This window comes from Mesorhizobium sp. B2-3-11 (assembly GCF_006442215.1).
GTDB classification, from domain to species: domain Bacteria; phylum Pseudomonadota; class Alphaproteobacteria; order Rhizobiales; family Rhizobiaceae; genus Mesorhizobium; species Mesorhizobium salmacidum.
In genome coordinates this window covers 1-17,845 of sequence record NZ_VFVS01000025.1, presented here as the reverse complement: position 1 = coordinate 17,845, position 17,845 = coordinate 1, and the positions used below count along the sequence as shown (strand labels likewise).

13 protein-coding genes are annotated in these 17,845 nt (G+C 57.0%); 8 read left to right on the top strand and 5 right to left on the bottom strand.

Going from position 1 to position 17,845, the window contains the following annotated elements; genetic code table 11:
* Positions 1 to 14 precede the first annotated feature (14 nt).
* From FJ960_RS26370 to FJ960_RS26360, 3 genes are all read left to right on the top strand, one after another.
* Positions 15 to 1,967, top strand: a complete 1,953-nt coding sequence (locus tag FJ960_RS26370) for a rhamnan synthesis F family protein (protein WP_246672964.1) — start codon at positions 15 to 17, stop codon at positions 1,965 to 1,967.
* 50 nt (positions 1,968 to 2,017) lie between these two features.
* Positions 2,018 to 3,910, top strand: coding sequence for a rhamnan synthesis F family protein (locus FJ960_RS26365; RefSeq protein WP_140717946.1), 1,893 nt, complete (start codon positions 2,018 to 2,020; stop codon positions 3,908 to 3,910).
* Positions 3,911 to 3,974: 64 nt separating this feature from the next.
* The gene (locus tag FJ960_RS26360) at positions 3,975 to 5,804 is read left to right on the top strand and encodes a rhamnan synthesis F family protein (protein WP_140717944.1); all 1,830 of its coding nucleotides are present in this window, start codon (positions 3,975 to 3,977) and stop codon (positions 5,802 to 5,804) included.
* Between the two features lie 32 nt (positions 5,805 to 5,836).
* Here the strand turns inward: FJ960_RS26360 and FJ960_RS26355 are convergent, their stop codons facing one another.
* The 3 genes from FJ960_RS26355 to FJ960_RS26345 form a co-directional block, all read right to left on the bottom strand.
* A complete protein-coding gene (locus tag FJ960_RS26355) occupies positions 5,837 to 6,982 on the bottom strand; it encodes an acyltransferase (RefSeq protein WP_181166180.1) in 1,146 nt (381 codons plus the stop codon).
* A 208-nt stretch (positions 6,983 to 7,190) separates the two neighbouring features.
* Positions 7,191 to 7,763, bottom strand: coding sequence for an ATP-binding cassette domain-containing protein (locus FJ960_RS26350; protein ID WP_246672963.1), 573 nt, complete (start codon positions 7,761 to 7,763; stop codon positions 7,191 to 7,193).
* Between the two features lie 134 nt (positions 7,764 to 7,897).
* Positions 7,898 to 8,785 carry an ABC transporter permease gene (locus FJ960_RS26345; protein ID WP_245262344.1) on the bottom strand — a complete coding sequence of 296 codons (888 nt, stop codon included), beginning with the start codon at positions 8,783 to 8,785 and terminating at the stop codon, positions 7,898 to 7,900.
* A 316-nt stretch (positions 8,786 to 9,101) separates the two neighbouring features.
* Here FJ960_RS26345 and FJ960_RS26340 point away from each other — a divergent pair, with 316 nt between their 5' ends.
* The 3 genes from FJ960_RS26340 to FJ960_RS26330 all read left to right on the top strand — a co-directional run bounded on the left by FJ960_RS26340 (position 9,102) and on the right by FJ960_RS26330 (position 12,802).
* Positions 9,102 to 11,090, top strand: coding sequence for a nucleoside-diphosphate sugar epimerase/dehydratase (locus tag FJ960_RS26340; RefSeq protein WP_181174327.1), 1,989 nt, complete (start codon positions 9,102 to 9,104; stop codon positions 11,088 to 11,090).
* A gap of 118 nt (positions 11,091 to 11,208) precedes the next feature.
* On the top strand, positions 11,209 to 12,141 hold the full coding sequence (locus FJ960_RS26335; RefSeq protein ID WP_140717938.1) for a glycosyltransferase family 2 protein: 933 nt from the start codon (positions 11,209 to 11,211) through the stop codon (positions 12,139 to 12,141).
* 121 nt (positions 12,142 to 12,262) lie between these two features.
* A complete protein-coding gene (locus tag FJ960_RS26330) occupies positions 12,263 to 12,802 on the top strand; it encodes a sugar transferase (protein ID WP_140718027.1) in 540 nt (179 codons plus the stop codon).
* A gap of 45 nt (positions 12,803 to 12,847) precedes the next feature.
* Here FJ960_RS26330 and FJ960_RS26325 read toward each other — a convergent pair whose 3' ends face one another.
* Positions 12,848 to 13,795 carry an NAD-dependent epimerase/dehydratase family protein gene (locus FJ960_RS26325; protein ID WP_140717936.1) on the bottom strand — a complete coding sequence of 316 codons (948 nt, stop codon included), beginning with the start codon at positions 13,793 to 13,795 and terminating at the stop codon, positions 12,848 to 12,850.
* 17 nt (positions 13,796 to 13,812) lie between these two features.
* Positions 13,813 to 15,138 (bottom strand): O-antigen ligase, encoded by a 1,326-nt coding sequence (locus FJ960_RS26320; RefSeq protein ID WP_140717934.1) that lies wholly within the window; start codon positions 15,136 to 15,138, stop codon positions 13,813 to 13,815.
* Positions 15,139 to 15,605: 467 nt separating this feature from the next.
* Here FJ960_RS26320 and cysD point away from each other — a divergent pair, with 467 nt between their 5' ends.
* Both cysD and cysN read left to right on the top strand, forming a co-directional pair.
* Entirely contained in the window at positions 15,606 to 16,511 is a 906-nt protein-coding gene (cysD, locus tag FJ960_RS26315) for a sulfate adenylyltransferase subunit CysD (RefSeq protein ID WP_140510434.1), read from the top strand.
* A 2-nt stretch (positions 16,512 to 16,513) separates the two neighbouring features.
* Positions 16,514 to 17,845, top strand: a 1,332-nt coding sequence (cysN, locus tag FJ960_RS26310) for a sulfate adenylyltransferase subunit CysN (protein WP_181174326.1), incomplete at its 3' end; no start/stop codon positions are given.

The following is a 17,845-nucleotide window of genomic DNA, read 5'->3' as shown; positions in this document are numbered from 1 at the left end:
AGACGTGGTCCCTTATGCCACATGGATTTGGTTGCGAGGGTATGGGGATGCGCCGTGCGGCAATTTTCTTCTTTTACGATGAAGATGGTCTTGCTGATGAATACATATTCTTCCTTCTGGGAAAGCTGAGGCCCTTCGTAGAGACGATTATCTTTGTCTCCAATGGCAACCTTTCAAAATCATCAGAAATGTCAGCCAGGTCTGCTGCCGACGAAGTTGTCATCCGTGAAAATACGGGGTTCGACGTTGGTGCCTACAGCGATGGACTCAAGTTTATAGGTTACGACAAGCTCGGCGACTTTGACGAAATCCTTCTGCTGAATCACACATTCTACGGGCCTCTTTTCCCGTTCTCGGAAATGTTTTCGGAAATGGAAAGCCGAGACTGTGATTTTTGGGGCATCTCCGGCCACAAAGAAATGGTGCCCAGTCCTTTTGCAGGACAAGGGAGCTTGCCTAGCCATCTAAATTCTCATTTTATTGCAGTAAGAAGGGCTATGCTTATCTCGCATGCTTTCCGGAACTATTGGGAAAGCATGCCGACGATTAGAAACTATACGGATTCAGTGGTGATTCACGAAACTCGCTTTACAGAGTTTTTTGAAAATCTTTTGTACAAGTCTTCGATATATATCGAATCAAGTGCATTTACATCGAAATATCCAGTATTTATTGAAATTGATGAAGCTGTTGCAGGTAGAGCTCCAATTTTAAAGAGAAGGCTATTCTTCAACGATCCAATTTTTTTGGAGCAGAACGGCATTGATTTGCCTCGTGCCTTGCGTGTTCTCCAAGAGACCTCGGATTATGACCTTAATTTGGTTTGGCGGAATGTTTTACGCAGCTCCGAGTTGAGGAATCTCAACACAAACGCTGCGCTGATGAGCGTCTTGCCGGATAAACGTGCGAAGGGTGATGGGGCGGCCGCCGACTACGGCAACGTCGCGGTCTGCGCCCATGTCTACTACACCGACATGCTTGACGAGATGCTGGCCCTGACCGAGAATATCCCGGTTTCTTATGATTTTATCGCCACCACGGATACATCGGAAAAAAAGGCAGAGATTGAAGCCGCCTTGGCAAAGCGCCCTGGCATAAAGCAGACCATCGTCCGTGTTATCGAGAAGAATCGCGGTCGTGACATGTCTTCGCTTTTCATCTCCTTGCGCGATTTGCTCATCGATGATCGCTATGACCTCGTCTGCCGTCTGCATACAAAGAAGTCGCCGCAAGTGCAGTCGTCGAGAGGCAATCTGTTCAAGCGGCACATGCTCGAGAATCTACTGAATACCCGTGGCTACGTGCACAACGTGTTGGATATGTTTCAGAGTAATCCTTCGGTCGGGTTGGCCATTCCGCCGATCTTTCATATCTCGTATCCGACCATGGGGCATTCCTGGTTTGCCAACAGACCCAAGGTTGAGGAAATCGCGCGTCTGTTGAAGATCAACGTCAAGTTCGATGAGAGCACGCCGGTGGCTGCCTACGGCACCATGTTTTGGTTCCGGCCGCGAGCGCTGCGCAAGCTGTTCGAACACAGATGGAAATGGGAAGAGTTCAATGCTGAGCCGGATCATCTCGACGGCGGATTGGCTCACGCGCTCGAACGGCTGATTGCCTACGCGGCTCAGGATGCTGGATATACCACGCAGCACATCATGTGCGCGCATCAGGCGGCGCACAACTACACCATGCTGGAGTTCAAGCTGCAAAAGCTTGCCAGCCTGATGCCCTCAGGCGACTTCCAGTGGCAGTGTCATATGTTGTCTGAGTGGAAAAAGGCCGGCTATCCCTCGGCAAACACTCTATCAGTGCGCCATTCTCTGGCCGGGCTCAATTTCGCCGTTAAAAATTCGCTGAAGTTCAGAGCGCCTGTCTTGTTCAAAATACTCAGGCCGATCCATCGCGGCATGGCCTCCCTTTTCAAGCCGAAATCGCGGCGTAACTATGGACAGCGCATTTCGTGACAATGCGGGCATCAGACAATAGAGTTTCAGCGTCTATTCAGGAGCGTCAGGTGCGTCGCGTCGCCATATTTTCTTTCTATAACGAACGTGGAATAGCGGACGACTATGTCATTTTTTTACTGGAAAAATTGCGCGAGTTTGTTGAAAGGATTTTTGTCGTCTCTAATGGAAACCTTTCAAAATATTCAGAAATAGCAATAAGGGATAAATGTGATCAGCTCCTAGTTCGGAAGAATGAGGGTTTTGATGTATGGGGATATAAGACCGGTATTGAAGCTATTGGCTTTCATGGTCTTTCCGATTATGACGAACTTATCCTGCTAAATGACACCTGCTACGGGCCTCTTTTCCCGTTCTCGGAAATGTTTCTAGAAATGGAAAGCCGAGATTGCGATTTCTGGGGCAGTGCAGCCCATCAGGAAATAACGCCAAACCCATTTACCGGCGCAGGTCATCTGCCCCGTCATCTTACCGCGAATTTTATTGCTGTTCGAAAAGAAATGTTGAAATCGGGCGCCTTCAAAAAATACTGGGAGAACCTCCCAGAAATCAAAACGTACATCGACGCCATTTTGCTTCACGAGTCGCGATTTACCAAGCATTTTACAGACATCGGCTATACAGCTGAAGCTTATGTTGATCCAGTTCAGTACGGATCGCGATATCCCGCATTTATTAATGTTGATGAGACGATCGTCGGCCGCTTCCCTTTGCTGAAGCGGCGTCCGTTTTTTCATGATCCGGTGTTCTTGAATGCTGAAGGTATTGATTTGCCTCGTGCCTTGCGTGTTCTCCAAGAGACCTCGGATTATGACCTTAATTTGGTTTGGCGGAATGTTTTACGCAGCTCCGAGTTGAGGAATCTCAACACAAACGCTGCGCTGATGAGCGTCTTGCCGGATAAACGTGCGAAGGGTGATGGGGCGGCCGCCGACTACGGCAACGTCGCGGTCTGCGCCCATGTCTACTACACCGACATGCTTGACGAGATGCTGGCCCTGACCGAGAATATCCCGGTTTCTTATGATTTTATCGCCACCACGGATACATCGGAAAAAAAGGCAGAGATTGAAGCCGCCTTGGCAAAGCGCCCTGGCATAAAGCAGACCATCGTCCGTGTTATCGAGAAGAATCGCGGTCGTGACATGTCTTCGCTTTTCATCTCCTTGCGCGATTTGCTCATCGATGATCGCTATGACCTCGTCTGCCGTCTGCATACAAAGAAGTCGCCGCAAGTGCAGTCGTCGAGAGGCAATCTGTTCAAGCGGCACATGCTCGAGAATCTACTGAATACCCGTGGCTACGTGCACAACGTGTTGGATATGTTTCAGAGTAATCCTTCGGTCGGGTTGGCCATTCCGCCGATCTTTCATATCTCGTATCCGACCATGGGGCATTCCTGGTTTGCCAACAGACCCAAGGTTGAGGAAATCGCGCGTCTGTTGAAGATCAACGTCAAGTTCGATGAGAGCACGCCGGTGGCTGCCTACGGCACCATGTTTTGGTTCCGGCCGCGAGCGCTGCGCAAGCTGTTCGAACACAGATGGAAATGGGAAGAGTTCAATGCTGAGCCGGATCATCTCGACGGCGGATTGGCTCACGCGCTCGAACGGCTGATTGCCTACGCGGCTCAGGATGCTGGATATACCACGCAGCACATCATGTGCGCGCATCAGGCGGCGCACAACTACACCATGCTGGAGTTCAAGCTGCAAAAGCTTGCCAGCCTGATGCCCTCAGGCGACTTCCAGTGGCAGTGTCATATGTTGTCTGAGTGGAAAAAGGCCGGCTATCCCTCGGCAAACACTCTATCAGTGCGCCATTCTCTGGCCGGGCTCAATTTCGCCGTTAAAAATTCGCTGAAGTTCAGAGCGCCTGTCTTGTTCAAAATACTCAGGCCGATCCATCGCGGCATGGCCTCCCTTTTCAAGCCGAAATCGTAACACTTCGTAACGAAAAAGGCATACGCATGCGGATCATCTATCAAGCCACCAGAGAGAGAGGCTGATGAGGCGTCTGGCCATTGCATTTTACTACGATCAATACGGCAAGGTAGATGATTACTATTTTCACCTGATTGCGTCGATTCGGCCTTTTGTCGAGAAACTCCTAGTGGTTTGCAACGGCCCGGTTGATAAAGAAGCTCAGTCTCGGCTTTCCGAGACAGCTGATAGCGTCCTGATCAGGGAAAACAAAGGGTTCGATGTTTGGGCCTATCGAACTGGCCTCGAACACATCGGATGGGGTGAGCTTTCACACTTCGACGAGATTTTGCTTTTCAACCACACCTTCTACGGGCCGATTTTTCCGTTCTCGGAAATGTTTTCGGAGATGGACCGACGAAGCTGTGATTTTTGGGGAATCTCCGCTCACAGGGCGATGAGACCCAATCCCATCGACGTCAGAAGATCGGAACTGCCCTTTCACCTCAACTCCCATTTCATCGCGGTGCGGCGGTCCCTGCATCAGTCGAGAGCATTTCGTGACTATTGGGACCAGATGGCGCCCATCAACTCCTATATGGATTCAGTCGCGAAGCATGAGACGGTGTTCACGGAACATTTCCAGGCCTTGGGCTTCACCAGTTCCGTGCTGCTCGATCCGGAACGATATAAGACACCATACCCGGTTTTCATGGAGCCGGACAAAACGCTGGAGGACCGTAGCCCGATCCTGAAGCGACGCCTCTTTTTTCATGACACGCTGGCGCTCGAGCGCGAGGCCATCAACCTGCCGCGTGCCTTGGAGATCATAGAAAACCAATCAGATTACGATTTATCACTGATATGGAAAAGCGTTGGCCGTCTTGGCCCACCTCGTACGCTAAATGGCAATGCGGCGTTGCTCTCCGTCCTGCCGGACACCCGCATTGGTATGCAAAGGAATTGGGACAATTACCGGATAGCGGTTCTTGCGCATATATATCACGTTGACATGCTCGATGAGATACTGGGCTACGCCGAAAACGTGCCGAAGGGCCACGATCTGATCATCACGACCAACAATACCGACAAGCAGGCGTTGATCCAACAAGCGGTCGCGAAGGCGCCGAACGCCAGAAGCTCGATAGTTATGGTCGTTCCAAACGACGGCAGGGACACTTCAGCTCTCCTTGTCGGGTGCCGGGACTACATACTTGAGGACCGCTACGACCTGATCTGCCGTATCCATTCAAAACGCTCTCCCCAGGACGGCCCAAGGGGAGAGTTGTTTAAGCTTCACAATTTCGACAACCTTCTTCACACGACTGGGTATGTTGAAAATTTGCTGGAGCTCTTTGTTCACAATCCAGCGCTCGGTCTGGTGATGCCGCCAGTGGTGCATATCGGCTATCCGACCTTAGGAAATGGATGGGCCGGTAACAAAGCCAGTGTTGAAAAGCTGGCCAGACAGCTGCGCCTGATCGTTCATTTGGACGATAGTACGCCCATCGCGCCTTATGGTGGGATGTACTGGTTTCGCCCCGCAGCTTTAAAGAAGCTTTTCGGACAGAAATGGAACTGGGATGACTTTGCCAATTTGGACTATCGGGATGGGAGTTTGGCCCACGCCATAGAGCGGATCTTAGCCTATGTGGCAATCGACGCCGGATATACCTTCCGCCACGTTATGACTGAGGGGCACGCTGCTCATAACTACGTTATGCTGGAGGCCAAACTGCAGGCATTGTGCGCCAATGGAGCTCCGGTGGAATTTGGAAACTTGGGGGTGAGAAGAGCCTTTCATGGCCTCATCTTCTCGATCAAGCGATCAATCGTGACCAGATCGCCAACAGCGTTCAGGGTCCTCAGGCCACTCCATCGCTGCCTGCAAAGGATAATTACACGTAGAGGTTAGTAGTCGGCTTTCCTGCCCCTTCTGAGGCTGCGTCACGAACGACCAGTCGGGCGCTCTTTTCGTCCTGCTAAACGAGAGGCAAGCCGCTTGCCCATGTTGTTAGTCCATCTTTCCCAGCCATAGTAGGTCAGCGCGGCGACCGGAAGGACGCACATCAACGTCAACGCAAAGCAGGAAGCAAACGTTTCTATCCTGCCCCCTCCCGATGCCTGTATCTGCTTGTAGACTGGGAACAGGGAAACGATGATCGGGCTGTGAACGAGATAAACCGAGTAGCTGATGTCACCGATCCAAACCGTGGCTTTGTTGACCAGAATCCGGATCGGATAAAGGGCCAGACCGATGACAAGGCAGGCGAACATGACGCCTAGCCAATGGTACGGCTCGATGAAGGGCACCGAACCTCCTACTATCGCATAGAACTGCACTGGCACCGAGGCCAGCAATGCGGCACCAATCTGCTTGCTGTTGGGTCGGTCTCTGAGCAAGGGCAATCCCCAAAAAGCTACGAAACCGAACATGAAAATCGGCAGGTGGTGAAAGATCGAATACATCTGGTAATTGGCCGGGTCTACGGTGAACATGGACACCGTCATGCTGAAGACCTTTGCAATCGCCAGACTGAGGAGCATTGCCGTCGTCGCCATCCAGATGCTCTTCGTGCGGGCGTAAACGAGTGGGAAGATCACATAAAACATCATCTCCGTGCCGATCGTCCACCCGGCAAGAACTACTGACGTCTGATGGCCATACCCCGGCACAAGGTTGAAGATGAACGTCACGTTTGTGAGGATTGTATTGGCGTTGAGCGGGAACCCGGCGGGATTGGAGTTGAAGCTTTCGCCGGCCGGCTCGAAGGCGGAAAGCAGTGTGAATGCGACTAGCAGATAAAAAAGCGGGGCAATGCGAAAGAAGCGGCGCAAGGCAAAACCCAAGAGCGGCCGCTGCTCGTCAGCATGACTGGGCTGCATCAGGCAAAGAGAGAACGTGCTGACGACGAAAAACAGTTGGACTCCCCAAACGCCATTGGCCACGTAGAGATCCAGCCAGGGCGGCAAATCCATGACAGGCTGCGGCATGTGGGCGACATGGACCGATATCACCCAAAGAGCCGCGATGCCCCGCAAGGCGCTGAGATAGGCGTATCGAACCTGTGTCTTCGTTTCAGATGTATGCACTGGGTGCCCACATAACGGTGATGATTGTCGACTATAGGGATTGAAGCTGGGGGGCAACTTGACCTCTCGTTAGTTGCCGGCTTGCGGGGTCAGCCTCGGGCAAACAGACCACCTATCAGTCGAAATGGTGCCGTTAGCCGCAATTGCGCGACGTGAGTAGCGCATCGCGATCATGGCTCGACCTTAATATCAAATATCGTGAGGCGCCTTAAGTAAGTGATTCCACCCGGCCAGCGCGAAGTGTCATTTTCTTCGTGCAGACGCGCTGGATCAGCGCGTCGTCGTGGCTGGCCAGCACGATGATGCCGGCCTTTTCCGCCAATTCGTCCATCCGCCGTTTGGCCTTGTCCTGGAATGAGGCGTCGCCGGCGCCGATCCATTCGTCCATCAGCAGAATCTCAGGCTCGAGCGTGGTCGCTGCCGCAAATGCCAGCCGTGCCGCCATACCTTGGCTGTAAGCCTTGAATGGCAGGTCGATGAAGTCGCCCAGCTCGCTGAAATCGATTATTTCTTCCATCTTCTCTTCGATCTCGGCCTTCGTCCAGCCGCTGATCAATCCCCTCAGCACGATGTTCCTGCGCCCGGTGGCCTCGGGTCGGAAACCTATACTGATGTTGAACAGCGCATCGACCTTGCCGGCGATGGACATCGTGCCGCCCGTTGGCTGGTAGATTCCGTATAGAACCTTAAGCAGGGTGGTCTTACCGGCGCCATTCGGGCCGACAAGCCCTAACCGGTCGCCCGCCTTGAGCTCGAAGCTGACACCGTCGAGCGCCTGCACGACCTGTTTGGTGCCCGCCTTTGCTATGTTGCCGCCAAGAGCGCTGCGACGCCGGCCAGGCGCCGAAAGCGTCAGCTTTTCAAACAGCCGATAGACGAGGCTGACATTGTTCAGTTTGATGGAGGTCATGAGGCTCAGATCAGGAAAACGACGTGCTTGCGGTAACGGCCCAGCAGCAGCAACGCAATAGCCCAGGCGCCGATACAGATGTAACCTGTCACCGCCAGAGCATGCGTCGGAAAGATGCCCGCCGTGATCGGTTCACGCACGCCCTCAAGGAAATAGGTGAACGGATTCCAATGGTAGGCATACTTTTGGATGCCTTCTTGCCCGCTATAGACCCAAAAGACCGGCGTCAAGAACATGCCAACCCGCATCATGTTGCCGACGATGAACTCACTGTCGGGAAAAAAAGCGCCCAAGAATGCGAAGACCATGACAAATGCAGGAGTTGCCAGGACGATAAGCAGCAGACCCAGCAACGACAACAGCCAGTTCGTGTCGATGCCGTAACCGCTCAACAACAGAATAAGAACGCACCCCGCCAGCGAATAACCAGCCCGGATGACGCTTTGCATCGTCAATCGCATCACGTACACGAACAACGGCAGTGTCGTGCCTTGAATGAAGCTCGCCTCGCGCTGGAAGAGCGACACGCTCACGGTGATTGTTTCGCTGAGATAGAACCATACCAGCATGCCGATGGCTACGTAGGCTATGTAGCTGGGGTTGCTCGCGTCCTTGGTGACGAAAACAAAGACAAACGTGCCGACGAAAGCGAAATAGTTGACCAGCATCCAAAGCGGGCCGAGTGTCGTGCGTCTGTGCTGGTCGCCAATGTCTTCATGGGCAAGCGCCACCCAGACCCGGTGTAATTTCATGGCTTTTGAGATGTCGTCAAAAGCCCCGTTTAGTGCAGCAATCATAGCTGGGAGTATCGCAATCTGTTGTTTCGGCGCATTGTCCTTCGCTGGCCATAGCGAACCACCAAGCCCCTGTCTAATAGCCGTTTCGATGGACATATGGCAACGCATTGCGTCCTAGCGGGGTCTGGAGCAGAGTCAACTGCGGCAAAACTGGACACACATGCTGATGACGTACTCTTTATAAGAAATGGCTAATGTGGACTTCGCGGCAATTTTCCACGAATCGGGCTTCATGCTTCCCTTGCCCCCCATTCTTCCAAAAAAACATCTGGCTATGCCTCGTCCCCCGCAGTATGCGATACAGCAGGCGAGGGCCGGAGATGCTACTTGGAAGTGTGACGGTCACGAATGATTTCTCGTGTTCACACTTTGCTGGTAGTCATGCCGACAGTCTGGAGTTTAGTGCTGCCTAATGAATACTTCCCTGGAAGCTGTGTTCGGACTCAGGCCCGGGATGCGGCGCGCCTTCATCATGGTCCAGGACGTGGCCATGGTCCTGGTCGCGGTCGCGCTCAGTCTCGTCCTGTCGCGGTCGGATCTTTCGTTCGGCGCGCTCTCCACGGAGGGTCTATTCACCTGGGCCGGCATCGTGCTCATCAGCCATCTTCTGTTCAGATATTGCGGCCTCTACACCACGGTCTGGCGCTTCGCCTCGACGCCTGATTTCTTCAACATCCTGAAGAGCTGCGCGATCCTGACCTTCGTGCTCTACGCCGTTTCGCTGGTCGTGCGTTTCTTCCAGCCCGTCGCGGGCCTCAACGAGCGCCAGTTCATCGTCTTCCTGCTCGTCTCCTTCACCATCATCTCGGCGCCCCGGCTGTTCTACCGCTTCCTGCGTGACGGCGCGAGCTGGGGTATTCTGAACGGCAAGGCCGACATGGCGCGGACCAAGCAGGCCCTGTTCGTCGGGCGGCTCGGCGAGGCCGACCTGATCATTCGTTTCACGCGTACGGCGCAGCCCGCCGAGCATTCCATCGTCGGCATCATGGCGACCGAGCGTGGCGCGCCGCTGGGCACGCGCATTCAAGGGGTTCCCGTGGTGGCGACCCGGCCGCGCCTGATCGATGTCCTGGAGGACTATGCGACCGGCAGCAAGAGCCTCGATCTGCTGATTTTCGGCAGCGGCGCCGAACACGAGATCGAGGAATATTCCGAGCTGGTCCGCGTCGCGCGTCACGGCGACATCGGGGTCGTGCAGTTCGCTGGGCTTTCGCAGGTGGGCCAGGAGGGAAAGCTCGTTCTCGATGCCGTCGAGATGGAGACGATCCTGCGCCGCCCGACTGTGCCGTCCGACATCGAGCGCATCGGCGCCTTCGTCGGCGGCAAGCGCGTCCTGGTCACGGGAGGCGCCGGTTCCATCGGGCGAACGCTGGTCAAGCGGTCGCTGGAGCTTGGAGCCGAGGCCGTGCTGGTCGCCGACAATTCCGAATTCGGCATCTTCCAACTGAGCCAGTATGTCGACGAGAAGGACCATGACCGCCTCAAGGTCCGCATCGTCGATGTTGCGGACAGGCGCCAGATGACGCGCGTCGTCACGGAGTTCAGACCCGACATCCTCTTCCATGCCGCGGCGCTGAAGCATGTTCCGCTGCTGGAGGAGAACTGGGAATCGGCCATCCAGACCAACGTTTTCGGCACGCTCGTCTGCGCCGAGGTCGCCGCCAAATGCGGCGTGGCGCAATTCGTCATGGTCTCGAGCGACAAGGCCGTCGATCCGACGTCCGTGCTCGGCATGACCAAGCGGGCCGCCGAACAGATCGTCAGCGCCCTGCATGAAACGCCGGCCGGCGAACCGGGCGGCCGCCGCGCCGCCACCAAGTTCATCGCGGTGCGCTTCGGCAACGTCTTCGGCAGCAATGGCTCGGTGGCGACCATATTCCAGGCGCAGATCGAGGCCGGTGGGCCGGTCACCATAACCGACCGCCGCATGACGCGCTATTTCATGACTGTCGCCGAGGCCGTCGATCTCGTCATCATGTCGGCGGCCGATGCCGCGTCGCGGCCGGCCGACCAGGACTACGCCGTCTACATGCTCGACATGGGTAAGCCCGTGCCGATCGTCGAAGTGGCCGAAACGATGATCCGGATGGCGGGAAAAAGCCCCTATACGGACATTCCAATCCGCTTCACGGGCATCCGGCCGGGCGAAAAGCTCCACGAGACCCTTCACGGCGAAGACGAGGAATTGGTCGAGCTCAGTATTGCCAAGATTTTTGGCCTGAGCACCGATGTCGCGCAGTGGTCGGATGTCCAGGCAGCACTTGCGGCGTTGCAGCAATCCATGAAGAGCCAAGACAAGGCCGCCTCGCTCAGCATCCTGGCCGATCTCGACCGCGCGACGAAGACAAGGGCGAGCGCGCGGCAGGACACGGTCCCGAAGACGGCCGGGCAGGCGAGCTAAAGCAATTCCAGGAAAGTGCGTAGCGGTTTTCCGTCCGGAATTGCGCAAAGGCAAGAGATGAGCAATTCCGGGAAAAGTGCGTAGCGGTTTTCCTCGCGCAGCAAGGCGTTTGACATCAGTGGGTAAGACAGATCTGCGCATTGCCGTCCTGATGGCCACGAAGGACGGCGCCGCCTTCATCGACGAGCAAGTGCAGTCGCTGCTCGACCAGTCCCATCCTCTGGTCGACCTCTGGATATCCGACGACGGCTCCGTCGATGGCACAGTTGCCATCGTCGAAGCCTGGAAGCCCCGCTGGGCAAAAGGTCGGATAAATTTGGTGGAAGGGCCGCGGCAAGGCTTTGCCGCCAATTTCCGGTCGATGATCCTTGACCCGCGCATTGACGCGGATTGTTACGCCTTCAGCGATCAGGACGATGTCTGGGAGCCCGACAGGCTTGAAAGCGCCCTTGCCTGGATGCGGACATTTGACGTGGCGCAACCGCTGATGTTCTGCTCGCGAACCGCGACCATGACCGAAACCGGAGGCCTGGTCGGCCATTCGCCGCTGTTTAGCCGCCCGCCGGCCTTCCGCAACGCGCTGGTGCAAAGCATTGCCGGCGGCAACACCATCCTGCTCAACCGCGCCGCCCGCGATCTGTTGGCCAAGGCCTCCGCTCGCACCGGTTTCGTCAGCCATGATTGGTGGGCCTATCTGATCGTCACCGGTGCCGGCGGCGTCGTCCGCTACGATCCGCGACCATTGGTGCGCTACCGCCAGCATGCGGCAAACCTGGTCGGCGCCAATGCATCGTGGCAGGCGCGGATCTCGCGGCTCGGCCGCCTCTTCAAGGGCCAGTTCGCGGACTGGACCGATCTCAATCTCGCCGGCCTTGCCGTCAATCGCGACCTCCTTACGACGGATGCGCTGACATGCCTCGATTTGTTCGCGAACGGTCGGCAAGGTAGCCTTTTCCAACGCCTGGGCGCCCTGCACAAAAGCGGCGTCTATCGACAGACTTTTGCCGGGACCCTTGGACTCTATCTCGCCTTTATCCTGGGTCGTATCTGAATATTGCGGACTGTGTGGCGGCGCTTGGTCAGGAACGCGACCTCATGCTACGCCGACCGGATTGATGGGTTTCGCTCGCGGTTGCCGGGTGAAGCCCTGGCAGGGAGCCCATCGGCCACTCATGACGACAGCCAAGAAAATCTTCGATATCGCCGGTGCGGCTGTGCTGCTGGTGGCATCCTCTCCGATTCTGTTTCTTGCCATTCTTGCCGTCCGTGCATCGTCACCTGGTCCGGTGATTTTTTCCCAAATGCGGGTTGGCCGCGAAGGTGCGCTTTTTCGCTGCCACAAGTTGAGGACGATGTACCAGGGAACGCCATCCTTGCCCTCGCATGAAACCCCGGTGAGCGCCGTGACATCGGTTGGAAAGGGCTTGCGGAAATTCAAGCTCGACGAGTTGCCGCAACTCTGGAATGTCCTGCGCGGCGAAATGAGCCTGGTCGGGCCGCGTCCCTGCCTGCCGACCCAAACAGAACTGATCGAATACCGCAGGCGGCTGGGGGTTTTGCAGGCTCTCCCCGGAATGACAGGCTTGGCCCAGATCAGGGGCATCGACATGTCGAACCCGCAACTTCTGGCCGAAATCGATGCCAGCTATCTCAGGACCGCGTCGTTCTGGCTCGACCTTCGAATCTTGTTCGGAACGCTCTATCGCGGCTGAGCGCGCCGTGCTCCAGAAGCAAAAAACCAGTCCTTGGACCAGTGGTCAAACGGGAAGTCGGGACTTTCGGAGCCGCGCTATCTCGGTCAGCCTTTCCAGTGTGCTGGATTCCGGCGCCCAGCCTTGCGAGGCAAGCAGGGAAGGGTCGCATATCTGTGTCGCCGTCAGGCTGTCCCAGAACAGCCGCTTGCCAAGCAGTATGGCGGCCGCCCGCATCGGTCCGGCCGGCATTGGCACCAGGCGGGTCGGCCTCCCGAAACCGCGGCGAAAGGCACCGATGATGGCAGCGACGGAAACCGGCGGCACGTCGCTGGCGGTATAGACCGGATGAAGCGGCTGCGAATGGCAAAGCAGATGCCACACCGCCCGTGCCGCCGATTGCGATGACAGCAGCGAGCGGTTTGCCGTCAACGCGCCTGTCGGGATCGGCAGAGCCGTATCGGCGAGCCGCATCAGCGTCGCCAGGTTTCCTTTCATGCCGATCCCGTAGACCGGAGGCAGCCGCAATATGGCGGCGTCGGCACGGCCATGCGAGGCGTAGGCCTCCAGCACCGCGATTTCTGCTTCGCGCTTCGAGCGCCCGTAGGCGTCTTGCGGTTCGGGGACCGTGTTTTCGCCGATCGTTGCGCTGGCACGCGCGCCGATCACGGCCCGGATCGAGGAAAGATGGATGAACCGTCCACTTGCCTGCGTGGCGGCGGCATGTGCTAGACGTGCGCTCAATTGCGCATTGGCTGCCCGAAAATCGGCTTCGGTGGCATTGCCCTGGTCATTGTTCAGACCCGCGCAATGGACGATATCCGTCACATCCCTGGTCAGCGCCAGGAAAGCCGCGGCCGGCGCATCGAAACCCGGCATCGGCATGGCGTCGGACCCCGCATCAAGTCTCTTCGGCCGGCGGGAGGCGAGGCGAAGCTCGACACCGGCCTCACGAAGTCGGTGGACCACCTGGCGGCCGATGAAGCCCGTCGCGCCCGTAACCAGGACTTTCATTGTCTTGCCCGGACCGGCTATCGAGCGGCTGGCCGGGGTGCCAGGCCCTCTACTGATGGAACGGCTTGGCTGTTTGTTGGTGAAACCGTCCGTGCTTCCACCAACGCGGCCTGGCGCCCACATGCAAGATATGTTCCCGACACCAGGAAGACCATAAAGACCGAGTCCAGAATGTCATGGCCGATCAGGATGCCTGTCATTCCGGCGGTCAGATAGGTGATCACGACGACAATAATCATGGTGGCGCCGAACCGCTCGATCGGATCGGCGCTGTCGCGAAGGACCCGGGCGGCATTTCTGGCGGCAACCACAAAGATCGCCGCCAGCGTCACCGCACCCAGGATTCCCGCTTGCACCAAGGCGGTCAGGAAGCCGTTATGGAAATGACTGAAACCTTCGTCCATCCCGAACTGGTCCTGAAAGCCCTGCTTGATCAAGACGTGAGTGGCCCCCACCCCATGTCCGAAAAATGGCATCTCCCGAAATGCCTTCAGGCCGATATCCCAAAGCGCGACGCGCGATCCCAGAGCAGTCGTGTGGTCACCATGGGCCGCCAGCGCATCCCAGTCGGAGTGCAGAAATGCAACACGCCCCGCTATCGTCTGGAACCCGAAAAACGCGATTGTGACTGCGATCGCGGCTAGCAGCAAAAGCACGCGAACGGTATTTCTCCCTCTCAGCCTCTGCTGGTTGATCAGCAGAACGGCGATACCGGCAATCAGCAGCGCCAGCCAGACGATGCGCGTACCGGAGTAGATAATGGCGACCGTTCCGCCGAGTGCAGCGCAGATGAGGGCGATCCTGTACCTCTCTATACCGGACAGGGCAGCAGCCACGCAGGTCACAACTGCAAGGCAGAGGACCTCAGCGAAAACGATCGCATTCCCGGCCCCGCCCTCGGCGCGTATGCCAAGCCGATACTGCTGATAGACCGCCAGCAGCAGCGCCCCGAAACAGGCAGCCATGCTGGCCAGCACAATGATGCGGACGAGCGTTGCCTTCTGCGTAATGCTCCAGGTCGAATAGGAGATGGGAAAAAACAGAAAGGTGATCAGCGGGATAAGATGCCGCGCGTCCTTGACGATCGCGTGGTTGACGAGGGACGCCAGGACATTGCTTGCGCAATAGGCATAGATCGCGATCGTCAGCGGCATCATCGCGCGGTCGACATTGAAGCGTCTTCTCTTCAAGGCGATCAACAGGACGGACCACAAGCCGCCGCCATTGAACACGAAGCTAACCACCGATCCCAGGACCGGGGGAGAAAAGAAGCAGAGAATGGAGAAGTAGATATTGATCCGCGAAGGCGTGAATTGCTGCCTAATGGATGAAAGCCGGTTCAATTTTCGGACCTGCTATTCCAGAGAGATTTTATGCGGCACATCTTCGAAAGTGCTCGCCTCGAAACTGCCTGTGCTTCATCACGCACTTGCCCACTCTCGAAAAGCGTATAGCGGCTGGGTCGCTGTTTCGATAGTGCGTCCGGATCGATTGCCGCCGAAATCCCGCATTCGGGGCCGGTTGACCCCTGCGGCGCCGCCGCGGCGCTCTCACAGGCAATATTTTTCCTGCCTTTCCCAGCTGGAGGCCCTTCAAGCAGAAATTTCCGGATTTTGCCACAAGCATGGAAAATTCATTCCCGAACCGACTGCAGCCGGGCTCGTCCTGCATTGTTCTGGGCCGCGACGATCTGCTAGAACGCCCGAACGAAACACTTTGTCCAGAAGCGAAGCTTGAAGCGGGCGCAAAAAGGCTCGATGATTTGACGCAGTAACTTCTGTTGCAAGGCACGAGAGAACGCTCACGGTCCATGATATCAGCGCTTACGCATCTGCAGCGGCTTGAAGCCGAGTCCATCCACATATTCCGCGAGGTCGCGGCCGCTTTCACCAAGCCGGTTATGCTCTATTCCGTCGGCAAGGATTCGTCGGTGCTGATGCATCTGGCGATGAAGGCGTTCTATCCGGCCAAGCCGCCATTCCCCTTTCTTCACGTCGACACCACCTGGAAATTTCGCGAGATGATCGCATTTCGCGATCAGATGGCGCAGAAGCTGGGGTTCGACCTTCTGGTTCATGTCAACGAAGACGGCGTGCGCGACAACATCAATCCGTTCGATCACGGTTCGAACACCCACACCCATGTGATGAAGACCGTGGCGTTGCGCCAGGCGCTCGACAAATACGGCTTCGATGCCGCCTTTGGAGGCGCCCGCCGCGACGAGGAAAAGTCGCGCGCCAAGGAGCGCATCTTCTCTTTCCGCAATGCCCAGCATGTGTGGGATCCGAAGAACCAGCGGCCCGAGATGTGGAAGATCTTCAACACTCGCATCGCGCAGGGTGAATCGATCCGCGTCTTCCCCTTGTCGAACTGGACCGAGCTCGACATCTGGCAATACATTCTGCAGGAAAACATCCCGATCGTGCCGCTCTATTTCGCCAAGCAGCGGCCCGTCGTCGAACGCGATGGCATGTTGATCCTCAAGGACGATGATCGCATGAAGCTGCTGCCCGGCGAGGTCGTGGAGAACCGATTGGTGCGATTCCGCACGCTTGGTTGCTATCCGCTGACCGGCGCCATCGAATCCGACGCCGACACGCTCGAAGCCATCGTCGGCGAGATGCTGACGGCACGCACATCCGAACGGCAGGGTCGCCTGATCGACCGCGATGAAGCCGGTTCGATGGAAAAGAAGAAGCGCGAGGGGTACTTCTGACCATGCGCCACATCATGGCGAAAAGCCTCGCTCCCACGGACGGCGTCCGCGACTATCTGGCCGCGCAGGAGAAGAAGTCGCTGCTGCGCTTCCTGACCTGCGGTTCGGTGGATGACGGCAAGTCGACGTTGATCGGACGCCTGCTGTCCGACACCAAGCAGATTTTCGAGGACCAGCTCGCCGCGCTCGAACGCGATTCGCGCAAGCACGGCACGACGGGCGACGACATCGATTTCGCGCTCTTGGTCGACGGCCTCGAGGCCGAGCGCGAGCAAGGCATCACCATCGACGTCGCCTACCGCTTCTTCGCCACGCCGAAGCGCAAGTTCATCGTTGCCGACACGCCCGGCCACGAGCAATACACCCGCAACATGGCGACCGGCGCCTCGACCGCCGATCTGGCGATCGTGCTGATCGATGCCCGGCAAGGGGTGCTGCGCCAGACAAGGCGCCATTCGATCATCGCCTCGCTGCTCGGCATCCGCCACATCGTGCTGGCGGTCAACAAGATCGATCTCGTCGATTTCGACCAGGCGGTCTTCGACAGGATCGTCGAGGACTACCGGCAGTTCTCGCGCGATCTCGGTTTCCAAGCCATCATGCCGATCCCGATGTCGGCCCGCTACGGCGACAACGTCAGCCGCCGCTCCGAAACCATGCAGTGGTATTCCGGCCCGACACTGATCGAGCATCTCGAAACCGTGTCGGTCGACGAAGCCACGGCCGAGCTGCCGTTCCGCTTTCCGGTCCAGTACGTCAATCGCCCCAATCTTGACTTTCGTGGTTTTGCCGGCACCATCGCGTCCGGTATCATTGCGCAAGGCGACGAGGTCGTCGTCGCCAAATCGGGCAAGTCCTCGCATGTCAAACGCATCGTCGCCTATGGCGGCGATCTCAAACAGGCAGTGGCCGGCCAGGCCATAACGCTCGTGCTCGACGACGAGGTCGAGATCTCACGCGGCAACATGCTGGTTTCGCCGGCCGCACGGCCGCAGGTCGCCGACCAGTTCGCCGCCAGCATCGTCTGGTTCGACGAAAATGCGCTGCTGCCTGGCCGGTCCTATATCCTGCGCACCGAGACCGATCAGACCAGCGCCACCGTCACCGATCTGAAATACCGCATCAACGTCAACGACTTTGCCCATGAGGCGGCCAAGTCGCTTGAAATGAACGAAGTCGGCATCTGCAACATCTCGACGCGGACGCCGATCGCCTTCGATCCGTTTGGCGAGAACCGCACCACCGGCGCCTTCATCTTGGTCGACCGCATCTCAAACGCCACGGTCGGCGCCGGCATGATCCTGCATTCGCTGCGCCGCGCCGAAAACATCCAT

Bases quoted from the DNA above. Each gene is read 5' to 3' on its own strand.
- FJ960_RS26370 (WP_246672964.1), top strand. From the start codon at position 15: ATGCCACATGGATTTGGTTGCGAGGGTATGGGGATGCGCCGTGCGGCA.
- cysD (WP_140510434.1), top strand. From the start codon at position 15,606: ATGATATCAGCGCTTACGCATCTGCAGCGGCTTGAAGCCGAGTCCATC.
- FJ960_RS26330 (WP_140718027.1), top strand. From the start codon at position 12,263: ATGACGACAGCCAAGAAAATCTTCGATATCGCCGGTGCGGCTGTGCTG.
- FJ960_RS26360 (WP_140717944.1), top strand. From the start codon at position 3,975: ATGAGGCGTCTGGCCATTGCATTTTACTACGATCAATACGGCAAGGTA.
- FJ960_RS26325 (WP_140717936.1), bottom strand. From the start codon at position 13,795: ATGAAAGTCCTGGTTACGGGCGCGACGGGCTTCATCGGCCGCCAGGTG.
- FJ960_RS26340 (WP_181174327.1), top strand. From the start codon at position 9,102: ATGAATACTTCCCTGGAAGCTGTGTTCGGACTCAGGCCCGGGATGCGG.
- FJ960_RS26345 (WP_245262344.1), bottom strand. From the start codon at position 8,785: ATGTCCATCGAAACGGCTATTAGACAGGGGCTTGGTGGTTCGCTATGG.